This window comes from Streptomyces sp. FIT100, assembly GCF_024584805.1.
Taxonomy (GTDB): Bacteria; Actinomycetota; Actinomycetes; order Streptomycetales; family Streptomycetaceae; genus Streptomyces.
Genome location: NZ_CP075715.1, coordinates 16,469 through 36,225 on the forward strand (window position 1 = coordinate 16,469; position 19,757 = coordinate 36,225).

Genomic DNA, 19,757 nt, shown 5'->3' on the forward strand with positions numbered 1-19,757 from the left:
TGTCTGCGCCGGCGCGTACGGCCCGGTGGGACGACGACACGGAGAGGGAATCGGCGTGAGCAAGGTCGAGGAGTTCGAGGAGCTGCGGCCGCTGCTGTTCTCGATCGCCTACCGGATTCTGGGCAGTGTGACCGAGGCCGAGGACGCGGTGCAGGAGACGTGGCTGCGTTTCGACGGCTCGTCGGTACGGCCTGCGTCGACCAAGGCCTACCTGTCGGCCGCGGTGACGCGGATCGCGATCGACGTGCTGCGCTCCGCGCGAGTGCGGCGTGAGGAGTACGTGGGCCCCTGGTTCCCCGAGCCGCTGCTCAGCGATCCGTACCAGGATCCGGCACGGTCGGTGGAGCTGGCCGACTCGGTGTCGATGGCGGCGCTGCTGCTGCTGGAGCGGCTCAGCCCGCTGGAGCGGGCGGTGTTCGTCCTGCGGGAGGTGTTCGGCTTCGGGTTCGACGAGGTCGCCGCGGCGGTGGGGCGTTCGGAACCGGCCTGTCGGCAACTGCTGGTACGGGCACGGCAACACATGGAGGCCGGGCGTCCGCGGTTCGCTGCGGACCGGCAGGTACGGCAGGAGCTGGCGACGCGGTTCTTCGACGCGCTCAAGGACGGCGATGTGGGCGCACTGCAGGAGCTGCTGGCCGCCGATGTGCAGCTGGTCGGGGACGGCGGCGGGAAGGCCCCGCAGCTGGCCCAGGTGCTCGTGGGCGCGCAGAACGTGGCCCGGCTGCTGGGCACGGTCTTTCCGTGGCTGATCCGGATCGACGTGACGTTCGAGGCGCACGAGATCAACGGCCAGCCCGGCGCGGTCTTCCGGGACCGGGACGGCAAGGTGCTCCACATCCTGGCTCTCGATGTGCTCGACGGGCAGATTCAGACCATCCGTTCGGTGATCAACCCCGACAAGCTCGGCCATCTCGGACCGGTCGCCGACGCCTGGGCCGTCGACCGCGAGGTGAAGCGGGCGCGCCGGCAGAGGAACTGACCGGGGTCCACGGGCGGCCGCTCTCTGCGAGGCCGGCCGGACGGCGGCACGGCGGCACGGCGGCACGGCCGGTCATGGCATCCACCGCTGACACCCGACCGCTGCGCACGAAGCCGCGAACGGGCAAGACCCGCTGCCGTCGACCGCACGCGCCAAGCCCCCGGCCGCGCACGGCCGGACAACCGGGGGCGGCTGGTACTGCGCTGTTCCTCCCCACTCGGCCGAGAGATCATCCGGCGCATGGAAGAGCCCGCCGAAAGCCTCCGTTCCGACACCGGGTCGAACTCCACCGGCGGCGCACGAGGGAGCGCGGCCGTGCCGAGCGACCTCCACACCACCCTGGACCAGGCGATGCACGAGTCCCCGGACCGCCCGCCGCCATGGACGCCACGCCCAGGGCGGCCGAGCAAGCGGACTGAACGCGGGGAATCCGGATGGGGGCTCCGGGGCAGGGCCGTTGCCCCGGGTGCCGACGCTTCGCCCCGCTGTCACGCCCACGTCGCCCGGCGCTGAGACGCTGCCCGCATGGACGCCACCGAACACACCCGGCACCTGCTGTACCCCGTCCCCGCGCATCGAACCGCCCGCATCGAAGTCGTGAGCGCCGTGGACGGTGCGGCCCAAGTGGCCCTGGAAACACCGCCGGAGCTGACGAACGTCATCGGCTCACTGCACTCCAGTGGTCTGATCACGCTCGTCGACGCGGCAGGGCTAGGGCGTGTTTCGAAAGTGGCGCCGTCCGCCCGCAGGGCGGGGCCCACGGCGTCTGGTGCGTGCGATCGCAAGGCGAAGGGTCGTTCTCGTACTGGACGTACTTGGACGACTCCGACAACGCAGCGAGCGTGCGTGCCAGGCGTCGTGGGCCAGGCGGGACTTTCGAAACACGCCCTAGCCGCGATCATCGCGGCCGCGGAACACCCGGAGCAGTGCGACGGGTTGGTGCCACTCGGGGCGGCTGCCTCGCTCCGGTTCACCGCACCGGCACGGGGGCGGCTCCTCGCCTCGTGCCGGCTGAGTCGGACCGCCCGCGCGGCGCTGCGCCCCGTGCTGACGGGTGAGGTGCACCGCGCCAACTTTTCCACCCGCACCGAGACCACGGACGCCGACGACACCCTCGTGTGTTGGGGCGACTTCGACTGGAGCGTGCGCCGGTCGACGTAGCCGGGATCGGGTTCTCAGCGGTTCTCAGCCCGCCTGGTCCCCGTCCGACGGGCGCAGATTCTGCTGAAGGTCAGCCGCACCTGTGATGATCGTGGTGTAGAGCCCGGAACAGGTCGCGAACAACTGGGAAGTGGCCGCATCGAGAGTGGTCTCGGGCACGGTGGCGCACAGCTTGCCGAAGTACTCGTCGTAGTCCTTGTCGATGGCGGTGGCACCGTCCGACGCCGCCTGGAACCGCTCCTTGTCCGCGCGGGCCGCCACCTCCTCGCGCAACTGCTCCGTGACGGCATGCACGGCCGCCGCATGCGTCTCACAGGCACTGCCCACGCCGGCCCGGCAGCCCTCGGGCTTCGCGGCGACGGCGTCGCTGATCCGGTCGTGCCACTTCTCTTCCAACTCCAGCGAGTCACCGGCCTGCCCGTCGTCGGCACCACCACAGCCGGCCGCCGCCACGGCCCCCGCGCACACCAGCAGCAGCGTCACGAACGGCCGCCGCCGCGCACGAGCCCTCATCCGCTCCCCCTGACATATCCGTCCCCGCCCCCGCCCGGACCGGGCAGAGCGCCGAGAGCATAGCCCAACCACACGACCCCCGACGGAACTTGAACCCTCACACAGGTTGCCGCACCCGACGGACGCTCGGCCTCCCCCCTTGCGACATCGTGAGACACAGAGGTGGCATCCATCTCGTGGGCCCGGCCCACGACGGCATGACGCTCTCGTCACCGAGGCCGGGCGAACCGCCGAACCGCTGCCGTAGCGGCTCGGCGCGCCCTTCGGAGGCGACCGACCGTGACGGGTGTGCGGGACTCTGCCGCCTGCGATTCACCCAGCTCAGGGACCCCGCAAGCACTCCACTGGTGCTCCCCTCCCCACGGGATCATCCTGGTCAGTAGAGCCTGGCCGTGCAGGAATCCGCGAGGAACGCAGACACGAACCGGCGAGGGCGAGATGAGCGGCGATGGAGCGACTTCCCACCCCTCCTGGTGAGCGGCCGGAGGAGGCGGACGCCGTGGTCGAGGCGGCGTACACGGCCACGGCAACCGTCAGTGCGCAGGGGGTGGTGACGGGGTGGAGCGAGGGGGCACGGCGGCTGCTCGGGTACGAGTCGTCGCAGGTCGTCGGGGGGCCCGCCGGTCGGCTGCTCGCCGATGAGGGCGGCGCGGGCGAGTGGGAAGAGGCGGCGGGGCGGGGGCGCTGGAGCGGGTGGGTGGGTCTGAGGCATCAGGACGGTCGGCGGGTTCGGCTGGGGGTGCTCGCGCATCGGGTGGCGGCGGGCGGTCAGGGCGTGGAGTGGCTTGTGGTGAGTGCCGCGGGGGGCGGGCCCGGGGTGCCTGGTGGTGAGGGCTGGGGGGATCAGGCGTTCGCCCAGGCTCCGTGCCCCTTCGCGGTCTTCGACGGCGGTCTGCGGCTGGTGCGGGCCAACGCCGGGATGGAGCGGGCGCTGTCGTTCGCGGAGGGCGAGATGCGGGGGCTGCGGCTGCCGGAGATCGCGCCGGCCGCCGCGAGCGAGGAGGCCGAGGGCAAGATGCGGCTGGTGTTCGAGACCGGGGAGCCGCAGCCGGTGGAGGGCTCCTTTCCGGTCGCGGGCAGCGAGCCGCAGGGCGGCGGTTGGTCGGCCTCGTTGGCGCCGTTGACGGGTCCGGGCGGGCGGGTGCGCGCCGTGTGTCTGGCCGTGCATCACCGGGCTGACGAGCACCTTGTGCGGCAGCGGATGCTGCTGTTGAACGACGCGGGTGCCCGTATCGGCACCTCGCTGGACATCGTGCACACGGCGCAGGAGCTGGCCGATATCGCCGTGCCCCGGCTTGCCGACCATGTCGTGGTCGATCTGTGCGACCTTCCCCAGCACGCCGAGGAGCCGGCCGCAGGTCCGTCGGGGCGGCCGCTCGCCATGCACCGGACCGCGGTGCGCTCGGTTCTGGACGAGGGCTCCGGGGCGCTGCTGACGGTGGGGGAAACGGTGGCCTATCCGGAGCCTTCGCCGGTGGCCGAGTGTCTGGAGCAGGAGCGCGGCGCCCGGTACGCGGCGGCGGACTCCGCGTTCGCCCGGTGGGTGGCGGGGGATCCGGGTGCCGCCTGGATCCGCGAGACGGGTACGCACGCGGTGATGGTGGTGCCGATGCGTACCCGCGGGATCACGCTGGGCGTGGCGCTGTTCGGGCGCAGTCGGCGTGCGGAGCCCTTCGAGGTGGACGACCTGTGGCTGGCCGAGGAGCTGACGGCCAGGGCGGCTGCCGGGATCCACAACGCGCGCCGGTACACCCGCGAGCGTACGACCACGATGACGCTGCAGCGCAGTCTGCTTCCGCACTCGCTGCCGGACCAGGCGGCCCTGGAGGTCGCCTCGCGTTATCTGCCGGCGGGGAGCAGGGCGGGGGTGGGGGGCGACTGGTTCGATGTGATCCCGTTGTCCGGTGCGCGGGTGGCTCTCGTCGTGGGTGACGTCGTGGGGCACGGGATCCGCGCGTCCGCCACGATGGGGCAGCTGCGGACCGCGGTACGCACCCTCGCCGACGTCGATCTGCCGCCCGACGAGCTCCTCACGCACCTCGACGACCTGGTCATCCGGCTTTCGGCGGACGAGACAGGGGCGGAGAGCGCCGGGATCGGCACCACGTGTCTGTACGCGGTCTACGATCCGGTCTCGCGGCGCTGCACCCTTGCCCGGGCGGGTCATCCGCCGCCCGCCGTGGTCACGCCGGATGCCGCCGTCTATCTCCTCGACGTGCCGCCGGGTCCGCCGCTGGGTCTGGGCGGTCTGCCGTTCGAGACGATCGAGACGGAGCTGCCCGAGGACAGCCTGATCGTGCTCTACACGGACGGTCTGCTGGAGGCCCGGGAGGGTGACATCGACGAGGCCCTGGACAGGATGTTCACGGCGCTCGCACATCCCGCCTCGGCGCTGGACACGATCTGCGACCGGGTCCTGGCGGCTCTGCTGACCCATCGGCCCGATGACGACATCGCCCTGCTCATCGCCCGTACCCGGGTGCTGGACACCGACCGGGTCGCCGCGTGGGATCTGGCATCGGATCCCGCGATCGTCTCCGAGGCCCGCCGGCACGCGACCGGGCAGCTGGCGGCGTGGGGGCTGACCGACGCGGCCTTCATCACCGAGCTCATCGTCAGTGAGCTGGTCACCAACGCGATCCGCTACGGACGGCCGCCCATCCAGATGCGGATGATCCACGAGAACACCACGCTGATCTGCGAGGTCTCCGACTCCAGCAGCACCACGCCGCACATGCGGCGGGCCCGGACCTTCGACGAGGGTGGGCGTGGTCTGCTCCTCGTCGCCCAGCTCGCCGAGCGGTGGGGCACTCGGCACGCTCCGACGGGGAAGACGATCTGGGCCGAGCAGTCCCTGACCGGGGCCTGAGGTCCGGCTCTGCCGCGTCGGGTCCTGCGACCCGTGACGTTGCCGCCGTACGGTGAACTCCCGTTGCCGCGAGGCCGGTTGAGGTCCCTCGGAGGTGGGCTGCGCCGCCATGAGGCGGCGGGTACCAAGTCCCGCTATCTCCGTACACAGCTAAGCATTTCGGACATTTAAAACAAACTTTGCCACATCGCTTAATTCATGGAAAAACGATTCGGGCCAATTCGCCACACCTGTGTCAGCAATCACAGAAACCACATCTTGTCGCCGCCCGTCTTCATACGGATGCTGAAATCCCAGGCGGAATCACCCATTCCTCGATGAACCGCCTCGCACACGATCACGCACCGTAAAATCATGTGAAAGGGCGGCATCATGCGGCTTTCCGTACTCCCCAGACGAGCGGCGTCCAAGGCCGTCCGCTACCTCGCCGGCTCGACGGCCGCGGCCGCCGTCGTGCTCGCCACCAGCGCCGTCGTCGCCCCGACCCCGGCCGCCGCGTCCCCCGTGAGCTCCCAGCGTCTCGACGTCTGGATCAATCACGCGCTGCTCATCATGAAGGCCGAGGGCATTCCGGGATCGCACGAGGGAATCCGCCGTAATCTGATGCGGGAATCCAGCGGCGACCCCTTTGCCATCAATCTCTGGGATTCCAATGCAAAGGCGGGAATACCCTCCAAAGGTCTCATGCAGGTGATTGATCCTACATTTCGGACATACCACGTTGATGGCACGTCCTGGGACATCTACGATCCGATCGCCAACATCGCCGCCGCCTGCAACTACGCGGCCCAGCGCTACGGCTCCATCGACAACGTCAACGGCCCCTACTGATCGCGGCCCCGCCCATCGCGGCCCTTCCTGACCGCGCCGCCTGCCGACGCCGTCGCCTGACGCCGTTGCCTGACCGCGCCGCCTCCTGATCCCGGCCCCGGGCCCGCCCCGGGGCCCGGTCATGCGGACCACCGGCCCCTTCACTGGTAGGGCCGGGCATCCAGTGGGACGCTGGAGAGGTGGGTGGGGGCCGGGCCGAGGAGTCTCGGGAGGGCCGATGGGGCGTGACGTCCCGGCGCTGGTGTTCACCCGTGAGGACCGCCGCCGATACCGGAACAAGATGCAGCAGTGCCTCGACGCGTTCGCGCAGATGCTGCGCGACGAGCGGTTCGAGTCGGGGCGGCCCCAGGTGGGGCTGGAGATCGAGCTGAACCTGGTCGACGGCGCCGCGGAACCGACCATGCGGAACACCGACGTCCTTGAGGCGATCGCGGATCCCGCCTGGTCGAGCGAGCTCGGCAGGTTCAACCTGGAGATCAACGTCCCGCCGCGGCAGCTCACGGCCGGCGGCCCCGACTCCTGGGAGAAGGAGATCAGGGACGCGCTCAACCACGCGGAGATGCGGGCCGCCGCGGTGGGGGCGCACCTGGTCATGGTCGGGATCCTGCCGACCCTGCGGCAGCGGGATGTGGGCGAGGCGGCCCTTTCGGAGAACCCGCGGTACCACCTCCTCAACGAGCAGGTGTTCGCCGCCAGGGGCGAGGACGTGCGGATCTCGGTGGACGGCGTCGACCGGCTGCGTACGTACGCGGACACGATCACGCCCGAGGCGGCGTGCACGAGTACGCAGTTCCATCTGCAGGTCTCGCCGGACGAGTTCGCTCCGTACTGGAACGCGGCGCAGGCGATCGCCGGGGTGCAGGTGGCGCTGGCGGCGAACTCGCCGTTCCTGTTCGGAAAGGAGCTGTGGTGCGAGACCCGTATCCCCCTGTTCGAGCAGGCCACCGACACACGCCCGCAGGAGATCAAGGTGCAGGGGGTGCGGCCGCGGGTGTGGTTCGGGGAGCGGTGGATCACCAGTGTGTTCGACCTCTTCGAGGAGAACGTGCGCTACTTCCCCGCGCTGCTGCCGCTGTGCGACGAGGAGGAGCCGATGGAGACGCTGGACGGCGGCGACATCCCCGAACTGGGTGAACTGACGCTGCACAACGGCACGATCTACCGGTGGAACCGGCCCGTCTACGCCGTCTCCCACGACCGGCCGCATCTGCGCGTGGAGAACCGGGTGCTGCCCGCCGGCCCGACGGTGGCGGACGTGCTGGCGAACGGCGCGTTCTACTACGGGCTGACGCGGGCCCTGGTCGAGGAGGAGCGGCCGGTGTGGTCGCGGATGTCGTTCTCGGCCGCCGAGGAGAATCTGCACACGGCGGCGCGGCATGGGATCGACGCGCGCCTGTACTGGCCGGGGATGGGCGAGGTGCCGGTGGCGGAGCTGGTGCTGCGGCGGCTACTGCCGCTGGCGCACCGTGGTCTGGAGCTCTCCGGCATGGACGCGGCCTGGCGTGAGCCGCTGCTGGGGATCATCGAGCAGCGGTGCGTCACCGGCCGCAACGGAGCGGTGTGGCAGTCGGAGATGTTCCACCGCATCGCCGACACCAGCCATGTCGGCCACCATGAGGCGCTGCGGCTGATGACGCGGCAGTACATCGACTTCATGCATCTCAACGCCCCCGCGCACACCTGGCCCGTGGACTGACCGGGCCGGGCGTTCGCGGCGTGGGCGAGCCCGTCGGCCGGGGAACGTCCCCGGGGCGTGCCCCTCCACATCTCGGTCCTGCGGGTGCCGGGAACGCCCGAACCGGACAACCTGGAAGTGCCCCGCCCTCCCCCGTGCGGTGGCATACGATCATGGCCCGGCGGTCGCCCCACGCCCCGCCGTCCCGTGCCCATGGAGGTCGACCATGTCCAGGACTGCCGCCGGCCGTCGCGCCCGTCGCACGCGAACGTTCGTCACGGCCGGTGCCACCGTGGCCGGGCTGCTGCTCGCCGCCGGGTGTTCGTCGGGCGGGGACGGGCCGGGAGAGGCCGCGGGCGGGGTGCCCGTGGTGGAGAAGGGGAAGCTCACCACCTGCACGCATCTGCCGTATCCGCCGTTCCAGTTCGAGCAGGGCGGCGAGGTCGTCGGGTTCGACGTGGCGCTGGTCGATCTGGTGGCGAAGAACCTCAAGGTCGAGCAGAAGATCCTCGACACGCCTTTCGAGAACTTCAAGACCGGTGCGTTCCTGAACTCCGGTGAGTGCGACCTGGCCGCCGCCGGCATGACGATCACCGACGAGCGCAAGAAGAACGTCGACTTCTCCGTCCCCTACTTCGACGCCACGCAGGCGCTGCTCGCGACGGAGAAGAGCGGCGTGACCACGCTCGCCGATGTGAAGGCGAAGAACGCGAAGCTCGGCGCGCAGGCGGAGACGACCGGCGAGAGCTACGCCACGTCGCAGGGGTTCGACCCGGTGGCGTTCGAGAGCTCGGACGCCGTGCTGAACGGGCTGCGCACCGGGCAGGTCGACGCCGTGGTGATCGACTATCCGGTGGTCCAGGGCTGGCTGAAGGACAAGGCCAACGCGGACGCGTTCGCCCTCGGCGAGAACATCGAGACGGGTGAGCAGTACGGGTTCTCGGTGAAGAAGGGGAACACGAAGCTGCTGGCCGCGATCGACAAGGCGATCAAGGACGCGAAGGCCGACGGCACGTACGACAAGCTGTACGAGCAGTGGATCGGACCGCTGCCCCAGGGACAGTCGTGACCTCTCGGCTGACCAGGCGGCAGCGCCGCCGCGTCTCGCAGGGTGTGCAGTACGCCGTTTTCGTCGCGGCGGTGGTCGCGGTCGCCGTGCTCGCGGACTGGGGCCGGTTGCAGAACCAGTTCGCCCAGAAGGACCTCGCCAGTCAGCTCTTCCCCGACATCATCACGATCGCCCTGCGCAACACGGTGATCTACACCCTCTCCGGGTTCCTCTTCGGTCTGGTCCTCGGGATGGTCGTCGCCCTGATGCGGCTGTCGTCGGTCGCGCCGTACCGGTGGGTCGCGAGCGTCTACATCGAGCTCTTCCGTGGTCTGCCCGCCCTGCTGATCTTCATTTTCGTGGGTGTGGCGGTGCCGCTGGCGTTCCCGGGGGTGGAGATTCCCGGCGGGGTGTACGGGAAGGTCGCCCTCGGTCTCGGGCTGGTCGCCGCCGCGTACATGGCGGAGACGATCAGGGCCGGTATCCAGGCCGTGCCGAAGGGGCAGATGGAGGCGGCGCGCTCGCTGGGGTTCTCCCATGCACGCGCGATGGTGTCGGTGATCATTCCGCAGGCCTTCCGGATCGTGATCCCGCCGCTGACGAACGAGCTGGTGCTGCTGTTCAAGGACTCGTCGCTGGTGCTGTTCCTCGGGGTGACGCTGGACGAGCGGGAGCTGACCAAGTTCGGCCGGGACCTGGCGAGTCAGACCGCGAACTCGACGCCGATCCTGGTCGCCGGGTTGTGCTACCTGCTGGTGACGATTCCGCTGAGTTTCCTCGTACGCAGGCTGGAAGCCCGTACCGCGAAGGCCAAGTGAGGACCGGATGGCGCAGAACGAGATCGAACTCCGCGGGCTGCACAAGTCGTTCGGCGACAACGAGGTGCTGCGGGGCATCGACCTGGACGTCGCGCGCGGCGAGGTGGTGTGTGTCATCGGGCCCTCGGGTTCCGGCAAGTCGACGCTGCTGCGCTGTGTGAACCTGCTGGAGGAGCCCACGGCCGGTCGGGTGTTCGTCGGGGGTACGGAGGTCACCGATCCCGATGTCGACATCGACGCGGTGCGGCGCCGGATCGGCATGGTCTTCCAGCAGTTCAACCTGTTCCCGCATGTGACGGTGGCCGAGAACCTCGTGCTGCCGCAGCGGCGGGTCCTGAAGCGGGACAAGGCGCGGGCGGCCGCGGTGGCGCGGGAGAACCTGGCGCGGGTCGGGCTCGTGGACAAGGCCGAGGCGTATCCCGTGCAGTTGTCGGGCGGGCAGCAGCAGCGGGTGGCGATCGCGCGGGCGCTGGCGATGGGCCCGGAGGTGATGCTGTTCGACGAGCCGACGTCGGCGCTCGACCCGGAGCTCGTCGGGGAGGTCCTGGCGGTCATGCGGGTGCTCGCGGCGGAGGGCATGACGATGATGGTCGTCACGCATGAGATGAGCTTCGCCCGTGAGGTCGCCGACCGCGTGGTGTTCATGGACGGCGGGGTGGTCGTCGAACAGGGGCCTGCCGAGCAGGTGGTGGGCGATCCGCAGCACGAGCGGACGCGGAACTTCCTGACGCGGATCCTCGACCCGGCGGCCGCGGAGGAGCCGGGTGCCGGCGAGGGCGGGAGCGCGGGCGACGGGGGCGCGGGCGGCGGGGGCGGTCCGGTCAAGGAGTGAGCGGGGCGGGGCCGCGGTGGTTCGGCGTCGGCCGAGTGCCGCGGCCCCGCCCGGGACCCTCGCCGCGCCGGTCACTCGGTGAAGAAGGACTCCAGCCGGGTGCGCCAGGCCCGCTCGGTGCTCTCCGCGTCGGCGCCGGGGGCGAAGTCGTGGACGCTGACGCCGACCGGGGCGCCGAAGTGGTTGCGGCCGAAGATGCGGTGCATCGCGCTCTCGGTCCGCAGGCCGATGAAGTACGGGGTGCGGTAGTCGACGACCGCTTCGACGAGTCCGGTGCCGGGCAGGTCGATCCGTACGGTCGTGCCCTCCGCGGCGCCGTCGGGCAGGCCGAGCCCGCGGCTCACGGTCTCCAGCGCGTCGGGGGCGGTGGAGGCGGCGGGGGCGTCCAGGGAGGCGTACACGACGGGGCGGCCGGCGAAGTGGGTGAGGTACTGCCGCAGGGTGTGCAGGTAGAAGTCGGTGTGCTTGTTGGCACCGTCGTACTGGTTGTCCCAGTCCTCGACGAGGATGCCGCTGTGCACGTAGCGGACCCGGCAGCCACCGCCCTGGCGGGGCTCGATGACGTGGTCGAGCTGGTTGAACGTCTGCTGGGCGATGTCCTCGACGTCCTCGGTGCGGGCGGTGAGGCGGTGCGGCGGGTCCCAGGCGGTGACGGTGCCGCCGTAGGGGGCCGCGCCGCCCTCCTTGGGCTCGTACTCCATCGGCCAGAGCCACCCGCCGGTGCCGGTGGTGATCGCGGCCCAGACCTGCTCGGGGTCGGCGTCGACGTCGAACTCGCGGACGATCTCGAATTCCTTGGACATGGTGGGGTGGCTCCTTATGCGTGCTCAGGCGCGGGGGCGGGGGCTGGCGTGGGGGTGGGGGCCGGCGTGGAGGTCGATGCGGGTGTTGTGTCGGGCGCTGCCGGGATCCGGGGTCTGACGGTGGGGTGGAGCGCGACGACGACGCGGTGCTCGCGGCCGCCTTCGGCGTGCTCGTCGTGGTACTTGGCGATGAGGGCGCTGACGCCGCGCGTCAGTTCCTCGACGAAGGCGGCCCGGTCGGCGGCGGAGGCGAAGCGCACTTCCCCGTCGAGCGCGTAGGTCGCCAGCCGCTTGCGGGCCCTGGCCGCGCCGGTGATGAGAGTGCCGACGTCCCGCACGAGGCGGGCGGCGACGGCGAGCAGCCAGCGGGCGGAGAGCTGGTCGCGGAAGCGGTCGGGGTCGGGCTGCACGGCGGCGAGGGCGAGGGGTGAGATCACGTACGAGGCGGCGGTGGCCCGCATGAGCCGCTCGGTGACGTTTCCCTTGCGGCGCTCACCGGCCAGCTCGACCAGGCCGTGCCGCTCCAGTGCCTTGAGGTGGTAGTTCACCTTCTGGCGGGGCAGCCCGACACGGCCGGCGAGCATGGCCGCCGACGCGGGCCCTGCCGCCAGCTCGGCGAGCAGTCTGGCCCGCATCGGGTCCAGTGACACCGCTGCGGCCGACGGGTCCTCGATCACGGTCACGTCCAGCATGGCCCCACCTTCTCACCGAAAACGTTTCTTGTCCAGAATCATCTTCCTGTCGGTGCGTGATCTCGCGGGCGCGAGTGCTGTGAGTGAGCGCCAGCACCAGGGCCAGGGCGAAGGGCGGCGCCGGGTACCGGGGCGGGTGTCGCGTCGGGCAGAGTGGGCGTGGACATGCCGTGCGCACGGTGTGCGACGAACGCCGGCCGCACGGGCGGCGGTTCACTTCGGGAGGCATCGGGATGACCGCAGGAGCCACTGTTCCCGGACGGGACGCCACCGGGTCGGCGCGGGCGGCGGTGCCGGGCGTCGTGGCCGGGCCGCGGCGGTTGCCGGGGCTGGGGCATCTGCCCGCGTTCGCGCGCGACCCGCTCGCCTTCTTCGAGCGGTTGCGGGACCGCGGCGATGTCGTGGAGTGGCGGCTCGGGCCGCAGCGCGCGCTGTTCGTGTCGCGTCCCGAGCACATCGGCGAGCTGCTGACCGGTATCGAGACCACCTTCCGCCATCCCGAGCTCGGGTGGGCGTTCGAGCTCGTCCTCGGGGACGGTGTGGTGACGTCGGAGGGCCCTGCGTGGCGGCGCAAGCGGGCGCTGGTGCAGCCCGCGGTGCGGCCGCGCCAGGTGCGGTCGTACGCGCGCACGATGGCGGAGTGCGCCGCCGCGCTGGCGCAGGCGTGGCGGCCCGGGCAGGAGATCGACGTGCGCCGCGAGATGCTGGCGCTCACCCAACGGATCGCGGTGCGGACGCTGTTCGGATCCGACACGGCCGGGCGTGAGGACGTCATCGGTTCCGCCATGGATGTGGCGCAGCAGGCGATCGGGGACGAGTTCCGGGGCCTCACGCTGTTCCTTCCGCCCTGGGTGCCCACGCCCGGCCGCCGCAGGCTGCGCAGGGCCGTCGAGGTGATCGACGCGGAGGTGGGGCGGGTGACCGGGGAGCGGCGGCGAGCGGGCGGGGAGCGGGACGATCTGCTCAGCCGGCTGCTGGCGGCGCGGGACGAGGAGGGGCTGCCACTGTCGGACCGGGAGGTCCGCGACGAGGCGGTGACGCTCTACATCGGGGGCCATGAGACGACGGGGACGACGCTCACCTGGGCCTGGTACCTGCTGTCGCGCAGTCCCGGGGCCCGTGCGCGGCTCGGTGAGGAGCTGGCGGAGGTGCTCGGGGGCCGTACGCCGGACTTCGACGATCTGCGCCGCCTTCCCTACACCGAGCAGGTGGTGAAGGAGACGCTGCGGCTGTTCCCTCCGGTGTGGCTGATGACGGGCATCGCGAAGGAGGGCTCCACGGTGGGCGGCCTGCCGGTCCCTGAGGGGACGGTGGTGTGGTCCAGCCAGTGGAGCGCGCACCGGGATCCGCGCTGGTTCCCGGAGCCGTTGGCGTTCCGGCCGGAGCGGTGGGAGGCGGGCGCGGAGCCGGTCGCGCCGGACCACGCCTGGTTCCCGTTCGGCGGCGGGGCGCGGGCCTGTCTGGGGGCGCGGTTCGCGATGGTGGAGGCGGTGCTGGTGCTGGCGACACTGGCGCAGCGCTTCCATGTCGACGCGGGAGCGGGCGAGGTGCCGCCGAGGACGGGGCTGACGCTCCAGCCGGGCGCTCCGGTGCGGGCGACTCTGCGGCCCGCCGGTGCCGGTGGAGTTACCGTGGCTCCATGAGCGAACGTGATGCGGGACAGACGGCAGGGCAGGGTCCGGATTCCGTGGAGATCAGCCCTTCGGGCTGGGTGGCCCAGCAGGCCCGGCTGTACGAGGAGTCGGGCGGTACGAAGGGGGCGACGATGCACGGCGCCCCGTGTCTGCTGCTGGACTACCAGGGCCGGCGATCGGGCACCTGGCGCCGTACCGTCCTCATCTACGGCCGGGACGGCGACGACTACCTGATCGTGGGGTCGAACGGCGGCGCCGCCCGGCATCCGCTGTGGTACCTCAATCTGCAGGACGAGCCGGACGTCTGGCTGCGCGTCGGCGAGGAGCGATTCCCCGCGCGTGCCGAGACGTTGTCGCCGCAGGAGAAGGCGCGGGTGTGGCCGCATCTGGTCGGGGTGTTCGGTCCGTACGCCGACTACCAGGCGCGCACGGAGCGGGATATTCCGGTGGTGCGGCTGACCCGGACCGCGAAGGACTGACGGCCGTCCCCGTCACGGAAGTTGACCGTGGGACCGGTGACGCACGGGATGCGGAATCGTTGGGGTTCTGCGGGACCGGTTCACCCGTAAAGCCTTTGACATATGCCAGAAGCACCACCGTATCGAGTGTTGCCAAATCCCTTACGCGTCCTCCCTCGCTGTGCAACAGTCGTAACCGGTCCTTATCCCAGACTTGGCCGTGACGCGCCTGCCATCGGAGTACGACATGCCGTCCCATCTCTTCGCGGACCGTCCCGCCCCTCAGCCGCCCCGGCGCGGCACGGTGGACGAGCTCATCTCGCAGACCCGCCGCCTGCGCGGCGACGTGGACGCGGTGCGGCGGGACGCGGTCGTGGGCGAGGACGACCCGCACACACGTTGGCAGCGCGCGCTGTGCGATCTGGCGGTGCATCACCTCGACGACCTGGGTGCGCACTTGGGCCAGTTGAAGGAGGGCCTGCCCGCCCTGCCGGACGCCCCCGAGGGCGCGGAGCACCTGGCCGAGGACCAGGAGCAGGAGCAGGACCATGACGAGGGTCCGTACGGGTACGAGGACGCGGCGCCGCAGGCCGGTTCGCTGCTCAGCCGGGTCGGCAGCGCGGAGTGGAATCTGCTGACCGACGCGGTCAGTTGGTCGGACGAGCTCTTCCAGATCTTCGGCCGGCAGCCGGGGAGCGGCCCCATGTCGCTCGACGAGCTGCCGTCCATGGTGTTCGCCGAGGACCAGGGCCTGCTCCAGGAGCTGGTGACGGACTGTCTGATCGACGGGAAGCCGATCGACAGCGAGTTCCGTATCGTCCGTACGGACGGCCGGGTCCGTACGCTCCATATGATGGGTGAGCCGGTGCTCGACTCCGAGGGCTGCACCGCCTCGATGTGGGCGGTTTTACGGGACGTCAGCGAGCTGCGCCGGACGCAGCGCGCGGTCCGCGAGTCCCGTGACACGCTCGCCCGCCGGCAGCACATCGACCGCACGGAGCGCCGGATCGCGGTGGAGCTCCAGGAGTCGGTGCTGCCGCCGTGGCGCGGTTCGCTCTCGCTCCCGCAGGACGGGCCCACGGCGCTCGATCTGGCGGGCCACTATCTTCCCTCGTCGAGCAGCGCGCTGATCGGCGGCGACTGGTTCGATGCGCTGGAACTGCCCGACGGGGGCTCGCTGTTGAGCGTCGGTGACCTCACCGGGCATGGGGTGACCGCCACTTCGACGATGGCGATGCTGCTCGGCGCGCTGCGTGGGATGGCCGTGGCCGGGATCCGGCCGGGCGAGCTCATGGGCCATCTCAACCAGCTGCTGGACTCCTCGGCGCAGCCCGCCCTCGGCAGTGCGGTGTGCTGCCGCTACGACGCCGCGACGCGCACGCTCGCCTGGGCGCAGGCGGGACACCCCGCCCCGCTGCTGTTCCGCGACGGGACGGGGCGCGCGCTGACTCCGCCGGAGGGTGTGCTGCTCGGGGCGACACCCGGAGCGGTGTACGAGCAGGCCGAGGTGCGGCTGCTTCCCGGCGATCTGCTGGTGCTGCACACGGACGGGCTGACCCGGGGCGCCGATGTGCGCGACGGGTCGGGAGTGGACCGTCTGCTCGCCCTCGCCCCCCGCTTCGCCGTCTCCCGCTGTGCACAGGAGTGCGTGCGGACGATCGTCGAGGAGTTCGGCGAGAGCGAGCGCGAGGACGACGCCTGCGTGATGGTCGCCAGGATCGGCTAGGGCGTGTTGCGAAAGTAGCGTCGTCCGCCCGTAGGGCGGGTGCGGCGGCGTCTGGTGCGTGCGATCGCAAGGCGGAGGAAGGAGAGCGCAGCGGGCTGCGCCGACGACCGACAACGCCGCGAGCGTGCGTGCCAGACGCCGCCGCGCAGACGGGACTTTCGCAACACGCCCTAGCGATCGGACTGCCGTACGCGCGACGAGGCACGGCGGTCACGGTCGTGCGCCGGTGCGCAGCGTGGCGTACAGTCGCCGCTGGGCAGGGGGTAGTCGGCCCGGGGTAGGGGCGGCCCTCAGATCTCCATGCCTCTGGCCCGCTTGGACGGGCTGTTGGGCAGGGCAAGCTGGATCTCCTCGCGCAGGTCCTGGATCTTCGCGTACCCGCCGTACTCTCCGGTGAGCCGGTACATCTGCCGCAGCCGGTCCCAGGTGCGATGGGACGAGGTCTCCCCCATCGACACCAGAGCCAGCCGGGCGTACCGGTCGGCCTGCTCCGGGTCGTCGGCGATGAAGCAGGCCGATGCGAGCGAGATGTAGTCGAAGATCTTGGACCGCTGGCGGCCTCCCTCGCGCAGCTCCAGGGCCTGCTTGGCGTGGCGCTGGGCGGTGGTCGCGGCGTCGGGCTCGTGCTCGGCCAGGGTGCGGAAGGCGAGGGCCTGCATCCCGTGCAGATCGGCCTCGTCGAACATCTGCATCCAACTCGGCGGCGGCACATCGCCCTTGTCGGAGACGAAGAGCTCCTCGGCCTCGCCGAGCGTGCGGCGCATGGCCTGGCCCTTGCCCATGGACGCCTGTGCCCATGCCTCGATGGTGCGCAGCATCGCGTGCGTACGCGGCAGGGTCTGCTCGCCCGAGCCGGACTTGGCGAGCTTCATCAGATCGAGGGCGTCGTCCGGGCGGCCCAGGTGAACCATCTGGCGGGCGGCCCGGGAGAGCGCTTCGCCGGCGCGGGGGCGGTCGCCGCCCTCACGGGCCGCGTGCGCGGCGATGACGAAGTACTTCTGGGCGGTGGGTTCGAGGCCGACGTCGTGGGACATCCAGCCGGCGAGCACGGCGAGGTTGGCGGCGACGCCCCACAGGCGCCGCTGGAGGTGGTCGGGGTGGCGGTAGGCGAGCATGCCGCCCACTTCGTTGAGCTGGCCCACGACGGCCTTGCGCTGGAGGCCGCCGCCGCGGGCGGCGTCCCAGGCGCGGAACACTTCGACGGAGCGCTCCAGCGCCTCGATCTCCTGCGACCCGATGGGGGCGGCCTCGTAGCGGTCGTACCCAGCGGGGTCGGCGTGCAGGGGATCGTCGAAGCGGGGGGCGTCGTCGTGGAGTGCGGGGTCGGTGTGGAGCCAGTCGTGCATGGCGCTGCTGAGTGCGGAGCCGGCGGCGAGCGCGGCGCCCGCGCCCACCAGGCCGCGTCGGTTGAGCATGAGGTCCATTCCCGTGAATTCGGTGAGGACCGCCGCCGTACGTTCGGGCGCCCATGGCAGGCCGTCAGGGTTCTGCGTGGTGCTGACGTCCTGCCGTTTCCCGGTGCGTTTCTGCCGTACGAAACCCAGGTCCTCGATGGTCACGACACGGCCGAGGCGCTCGGTGAACAGAGCTGCCAGCACCTTGGGCACCGGTTCGCGCGGGGTCTCCCCCATGTCGATCCAGCGCCGCACCCGCGAGGTGTCGGTCGCCAGCTGCGGGTGGCCCATGGCCGCCGCCTGCCGGTTCACGAGCCTCGCGAGTTCGCCCTTGGACCAGCCGGCGAGGCCGAACAGGTCGGAAAGGCGGGTGTTGGGTTCTCCGGTCACGTCAAGCCCCCAGGTTCCTCGGCTGAGTTGACAGTAACCCCCTGTCAGATGCTGAGCGACTATTCGCCAGGGTTCGCCAGGGTCCGCCAGATGGTGTGCCACCCGCGGGCCGGTGTCAGGTAGGAACGCGCCACCCCGCCCCGGCGGCCCGGTCGCACTCCCCAGGGTGCCGAAGGCTTCCGGGGCGGGGGGCGGCGCACGCGACTTGTCGGCACACGAAGGGATCTGTCTCGCCCATGTACACAGCATCGTCCTCCGTGTCCGCCCCGCCCCGGCCGCAGCGTTCCGTACCGGTCGGCGGCAGGCCGTTCCTCGACCCCTCCCCGGTCGGAAGGACGGCACGGCGCTGGCCGCCGGCCGCCGGCCAACCGCTCAGCGGGAGAATCGACCTGTCCGGCCCCCAGGGCGCGCAGCTGCGCATGGCGATCGCGTCGGTGCACAGGATCTGCCCAGAGTTCAATCCGGTGCAGGTGCTGCGCAGGAGCGGACGCTCGGTCCTGCTCGTCGGCAGCACCGGGCGCGCGACGGCGGTCGCCAAGTGTTTACTGGACCAGTCACCGGTGTGGGCCGAGCGGTTCCGGCACGAGATAAGTGCTTACCGTGCGTTCGTCCGGCACCGCCCGCCGGTGCGGGCGCCGCGGCTCATCGCCGCGGATCCGGAGAACTGCACGCTGGTGATCGAGCGGATGGCGGGCCGTCCGGCCGCCCTGGCGAGGCACCCCTCGGAGGCCCCGCCGCGTGCGGACGTACGGGCGGCGCTGGGGGCGATCGCCCGGCTGAACTCGTGGCGGCCGCCTGCCGGGATGTTCGACGCCCCGCTGGACTACGCCTCGCGGATCGCGCGCTATCACGAGCTCGGGCTCTTCACCGACCGTGATCTGGGCGATCTCCAGAAGCTGCTCCACGGCCTCGCGCAGGCGAGCGGTCGGCAGGGTGTGGGCCAGTTCTGCCACGGGGACGCCCTGCTGTCGAACATCCTGCTGGCGCCGACGGGTCCGGTGCTCGTCGACTGGGAGCACGCGGGCTGGTATCTGCCCGGGTACGACCTGGCGACGCTCTGGGCCGTCCTGGGCGACGCCCCGCTGGCCCGCAGGCACATCAGCCAGCTGGCCCAGCAGTCGGGCCCGGCTGCCCGGGACGCGTTCCTGGTCAACCTGATGCTGGTGCTGACCCGGGAGATCCGGACGTACGAGACGGCGGTGCAGCGGACGATGCGGGAGGCGGCTCCGGCCGGAACCGTAGCGCCGGGGCCCGGTGCCGTCTCCTCCGGGGAGGAGCAGCGGCTGCTGTTGCGGCGGCTGCACGACGACTGCGCGCTGGCACGGCGGGCCGTGCGCGCTGCGGTCGGCACTCGCTGACCGTCAACGGCGGCGAACAGCCGCTATGAGGGGGAAGAGCGCTGCGCGTCCAGTGCCGACACACTGGGCGCGCAGCGCTCTGTCGCGTTCCCCGCGGTGGGCATGGCCGCCGTCATCGGCGTTCCCCACGACAGCCACGGCGAGGAGGTCGTGGCGTACGTGGTGCGGGCGCCGGGTGCGCAGCTGTCCGCGGCCGAGCTCGTCGCGTGGTGCAGGGAGTCGATGGCGAGCTACACGTACCCGCGCCTGGTCGAGTTCGTCGATGTGCTGCCCACCAACGCCACGGGCAAGATCCTCAAGCGGGAGCTCCGGGATGCGCATCTGGCGCGGGCCGGGTCCTGACGCGGGTTTCCTGACGGCGGGTTTCGTGACGCGGGGTTCCTGACGCGGGGTTCCTACGGGGAGCAGTCCCGGTCATTGGTCGACGCCACTGACGCGCCGCAGGCCGCGGCCCTTCACCGGTGACGGGAAATCGCCCGTCGTTGCGCCTCATTGACGGATCGTCCGGGAGCCGCTACCCCTGGACGGGTCCCTCGCGCACCATCCGTCACTGGAGGCTGCATTGCAGGCATCCGC

At 71.2% G+C, this 19,757-nt stretch carries 17 protein-coding genes; 13 read left to right on the top strand and 4 right to left on the bottom strand.

The genetic code is table 11. The features are described 5' to 3' along the window. Nucleotides 1-55 precede the first annotated feature (55 nt). Nucleotides 56-979 carry an RNA polymerase sigma-70 factor gene (locus tag KK483_RS00070; protein WP_262002653.1) on the top strand — a complete coding sequence of 308 codons (924 nt, stop codon included), beginning with the start codon at nucleotides 56-58 and terminating at the stop codon, nucleotides 977-979. 525 nt (nucleotides 980-1,504) lie between these two features. After that, a complete protein-coding gene (locus tag KK483_RS00075) occupies nucleotides 1,505-2,140 on the top strand; it encodes a hypothetical protein (RefSeq protein ID WP_262002655.1) in 636 nt (211 codons plus the stop codon). A 24-nt stretch (nucleotides 2,141-2,164) separates the two neighbouring features. Here the strand turns inward: KK483_RS00075 and KK483_RS00080 are convergent, their stop codons facing one another. Continuing rightward, nucleotides 2,165-2,653, bottom strand: coding sequence for a hypothetical protein (locus KK483_RS00080; RefSeq protein WP_262002657.1), 489 nt, complete (start codon nucleotides 2,651-2,653; stop codon nucleotides 2,165-2,167). A gap of 448 nt (nucleotides 2,654-3,101) precedes the next feature. Here KK483_RS00080 and KK483_RS00085 point away from each other — a divergent pair, with 448 nt between their 5' ends. The 6 genes from KK483_RS00085 to KK483_RS00110 all read left to right on the top strand — a co-directional run bounded on the left by KK483_RS00085 (nucleotide 3,102) and on the right by KK483_RS00110 (nucleotide 10,726). Continuing rightward, nucleotides 3,102-5,522, top strand: a complete 2,421-nt coding sequence (locus tag KK483_RS00085) for a SpoIIE family protein phosphatase (RefSeq protein WP_262002659.1) — start codon at nucleotides 3,102-3,104, stop codon at nucleotides 5,520-5,522. A gap of 372 nt (nucleotides 5,523-5,894) precedes the next feature. Further along, complete coding sequence (locus KK483_RS00090; RefSeq protein WP_262002661.1) at nucleotides 5,895-6,353, top strand: transglycosylase SLT domain-containing protein; 459 nt, start codon at nucleotides 5,895-5,897, stop codon at nucleotides 6,351-6,353. 217 nt (nucleotides 6,354-6,570) lie between these two features. Next, nucleotides 6,571-8,049 carry a glutamate-cysteine ligase family protein gene (locus tag KK483_RS00095; protein WP_262002663.1) on the top strand — a complete coding sequence of 493 codons (1,479 nt, stop codon included), beginning with the start codon at nucleotides 6,571-6,573 and terminating at the stop codon, nucleotides 8,047-8,049. A gap of 205 nt (nucleotides 8,050-8,254) precedes the next feature. Continuing rightward, nucleotides 8,255-9,097, top strand: coding sequence for an ABC transporter substrate-binding protein (locus tag KK483_RS00100; RefSeq protein ID WP_262002665.1), 843 nt, complete (start codon nucleotides 8,255-8,257; stop codon nucleotides 9,095-9,097). Next, a complete protein-coding gene (locus tag KK483_RS00105; RefSeq protein ID WP_399012900.1) occupies nucleotides 9,064-9,894 on the top strand; it encodes an amino acid ABC transporter permease in 831 nt (276 codons plus the stop codon). The genes KK483_RS00100 and KK483_RS00105 overlap by 34 nt, the downstream gene beginning before the upstream one ends. Nucleotides 9,895-9,901: 7 nt before the next feature. Then, nucleotides 9,902-10,726 (top strand): amino acid ABC transporter ATP-binding protein, encoded by an 825-nt coding sequence (locus tag KK483_RS00110; RefSeq protein ID WP_262002669.1) that lies wholly within the window; start codon nucleotides 9,902-9,904, stop codon nucleotides 10,724-10,726. 71 nt (nucleotides 10,727-10,797) lie between these two features. On the opposite strand, the gene KK483_RS00115 is transcribed toward KK483_RS00110, so the two are convergent. Together KK483_RS00115 and KK483_RS00120 are read right to left on the bottom strand one after the other, a co-directional pair. Then, on the bottom strand, nucleotides 10,798-11,529 hold the full coding sequence (locus KK483_RS00115) for an SRPBCC domain-containing protein (protein ID WP_262002671.1): 732 nt from the start codon (nucleotides 11,527-11,529) through the stop codon (nucleotides 10,798-10,800). Nucleotides 11,530-11,543: 14 nt separating this feature from the next. Further along, nucleotides 11,544-12,221 carry a helix-turn-helix domain-containing protein gene (locus KK483_RS00120; protein WP_262002672.1) on the bottom strand — a complete coding sequence of 226 codons (678 nt, stop codon included), beginning with the start codon at nucleotides 12,219-12,221 and terminating at the stop codon, nucleotides 11,544-11,546. A gap of 233 nt (nucleotides 12,222-12,454) precedes the next feature. On the opposite strand from KK483_RS00120, the gene KK483_RS00125 reads away from it, so the two are divergent. The 3 genes from KK483_RS00125 to KK483_RS00135 all read left to right on the top strand — a co-directional run bounded on the left by KK483_RS00125 (nucleotide 12,455) and on the right by KK483_RS00135 (nucleotide 16,039). Continuing rightward, nucleotides 12,455-13,864 carry a cytochrome P450 gene (locus tag KK483_RS00125; RefSeq protein WP_262002673.1) on the top strand — a complete coding sequence of 470 codons (1,410 nt, stop codon included), beginning with the start codon at nucleotides 12,455-12,457 and terminating at the stop codon, nucleotides 13,862-13,864. Beyond that, on the top strand, nucleotides 13,861-14,334 hold the full coding sequence (locus KK483_RS00130; protein ID WP_262002675.1) for a nitroreductase family deazaflavin-dependent oxidoreductase: 474 nt from the start codon (nucleotides 13,861-13,863) through the stop codon (nucleotides 14,332-14,334). The genes KK483_RS00125 and KK483_RS00130 overlap by 4 nt, the downstream gene beginning before the upstream one ends. A 226-nt stretch (nucleotides 14,335-14,560) precedes the next feature. Further along, complete coding sequence (locus KK483_RS00135; protein ID WP_262002677.1) at nucleotides 14,561-16,039, top strand: PP2C family protein-serine/threonine phosphatase; 1,479 nt, start codon at nucleotides 14,561-14,563, stop codon at nucleotides 16,037-16,039. A gap of 290 nt (nucleotides 16,040-16,329) precedes the next feature. Here KK483_RS00135 and KK483_RS00140 read toward each other — a convergent pair whose 3' ends face one another. Then, nucleotides 16,330-17,823, bottom strand: coding sequence for a hypothetical protein (locus KK483_RS00140; RefSeq protein ID WP_262002678.1), 1,494 nt, complete (start codon nucleotides 17,821-17,823; stop codon nucleotides 16,330-16,332). Nucleotides 17,824-18,059: 236 nt separating this feature from the next. On the opposite strand from KK483_RS00140, the gene KK483_RS00145 reads away from it, so the two are divergent. Both KK483_RS00145 and KK483_RS00150 read left to right on the top strand, forming a co-directional pair. Beyond that, the gene (locus KK483_RS00145; RefSeq protein WP_262002679.1) at nucleotides 18,060-19,181 is read left to right on the top strand and encodes an aminoglycoside phosphotransferase family protein; all 1,122 of its coding nucleotides are present in this window, start codon (nucleotides 18,060-18,062) and stop codon (nucleotides 19,179-19,181) included. 63 nt (nucleotides 19,182-19,244) lie between these two features. Then, a complete protein-coding gene (locus KK483_RS00150) occupies nucleotides 19,245-19,523 on the top strand; it encodes an AMP-binding enzyme (RefSeq protein WP_399015908.1) in 279 nt (92 codons plus the stop codon). Nucleotides 19,524-19,757 lie beyond the last annotated feature (234 nt).

Coding starts and splice junctions, on each gene's coding strand:
- KK483_RS00125 (WP_262002673.1), top strand. CDS start 12,455: ATGACCGCAGGAGCCACTGTTCCCGGACGGGACGCCACCGGGTCGGCG.
- KK483_RS00130 (WP_262002675.1), top strand. CDS start 13,861: ATGAGCGAACGTGATGCGGGACAGACGGCAGGGCAGGGTCCGGATTCC.
- KK483_RS00110 (WP_262002669.1), top strand. CDS start 9,902: ATGGCGCAGAACGAGATCGAACTCCGCGGGCTGCACAAGTCGTTCGGC.
- KK483_RS00075 (WP_262002655.1), top strand. CDS start 1,505: ATGGACGCCACCGAACACACCCGGCACCTGCTGTACCCCGTCCCCGCG.
- KK483_RS00145 (WP_262002679.1), top strand. CDS start 18,060: ATGTACACAGCATCGTCCTCCGTGTCCGCCCCGCCCCGGCCGCAGCGT.
- KK483_RS00100 (WP_262002665.1), top strand. CDS start 8,255: ATGTCCAGGACTGCCGCCGGCCGTCGCGCCCGTCGCACGCGAACGTTC.
- KK483_RS00080 (WP_262002657.1), bottom strand. CDS start 2,653: ATGAGGGCTCGTGCGCGGCGGCGGCCGTTCGTGACGCTGCTGCTGGTG.
- KK483_RS00085 (WP_262002659.1), top strand. CDS start 3,102: ATGGAGCGACTTCCCACCCCTCCTGGTGAGCGGCCGGAGGAGGCGGAC.
- KK483_RS00135 (WP_262002677.1), top strand. CDS start 14,561: ATGCCGTCCCATCTCTTCGCGGACCGTCCCGCCCCTCAGCCGCCCCGG.
- KK483_RS00120 (WP_262002672.1), bottom strand. CDS start 12,221: ATGCTGGACGTGACCGTGATCGAGGACCCGTCGGCCGCAGCGGTGTCA.
- KK483_RS00115 (WP_262002671.1), bottom strand. CDS start 11,529: ATGTCCAAGGAATTCGAGATCGTCCGCGAGTTCGACGTCGACGCCGAC.
- KK483_RS00090 (WP_262002661.1), top strand. CDS start 5,895: ATGCGGCTTTCCGTACTCCCCAGACGAGCGGCGTCCAAGGCCGTCCGC.
- KK483_RS00095 (WP_262002663.1), top strand. CDS start 6,571: ATGGGGCGTGACGTCCCGGCGCTGGTGTTCACCCGTGAGGACCGCCGC.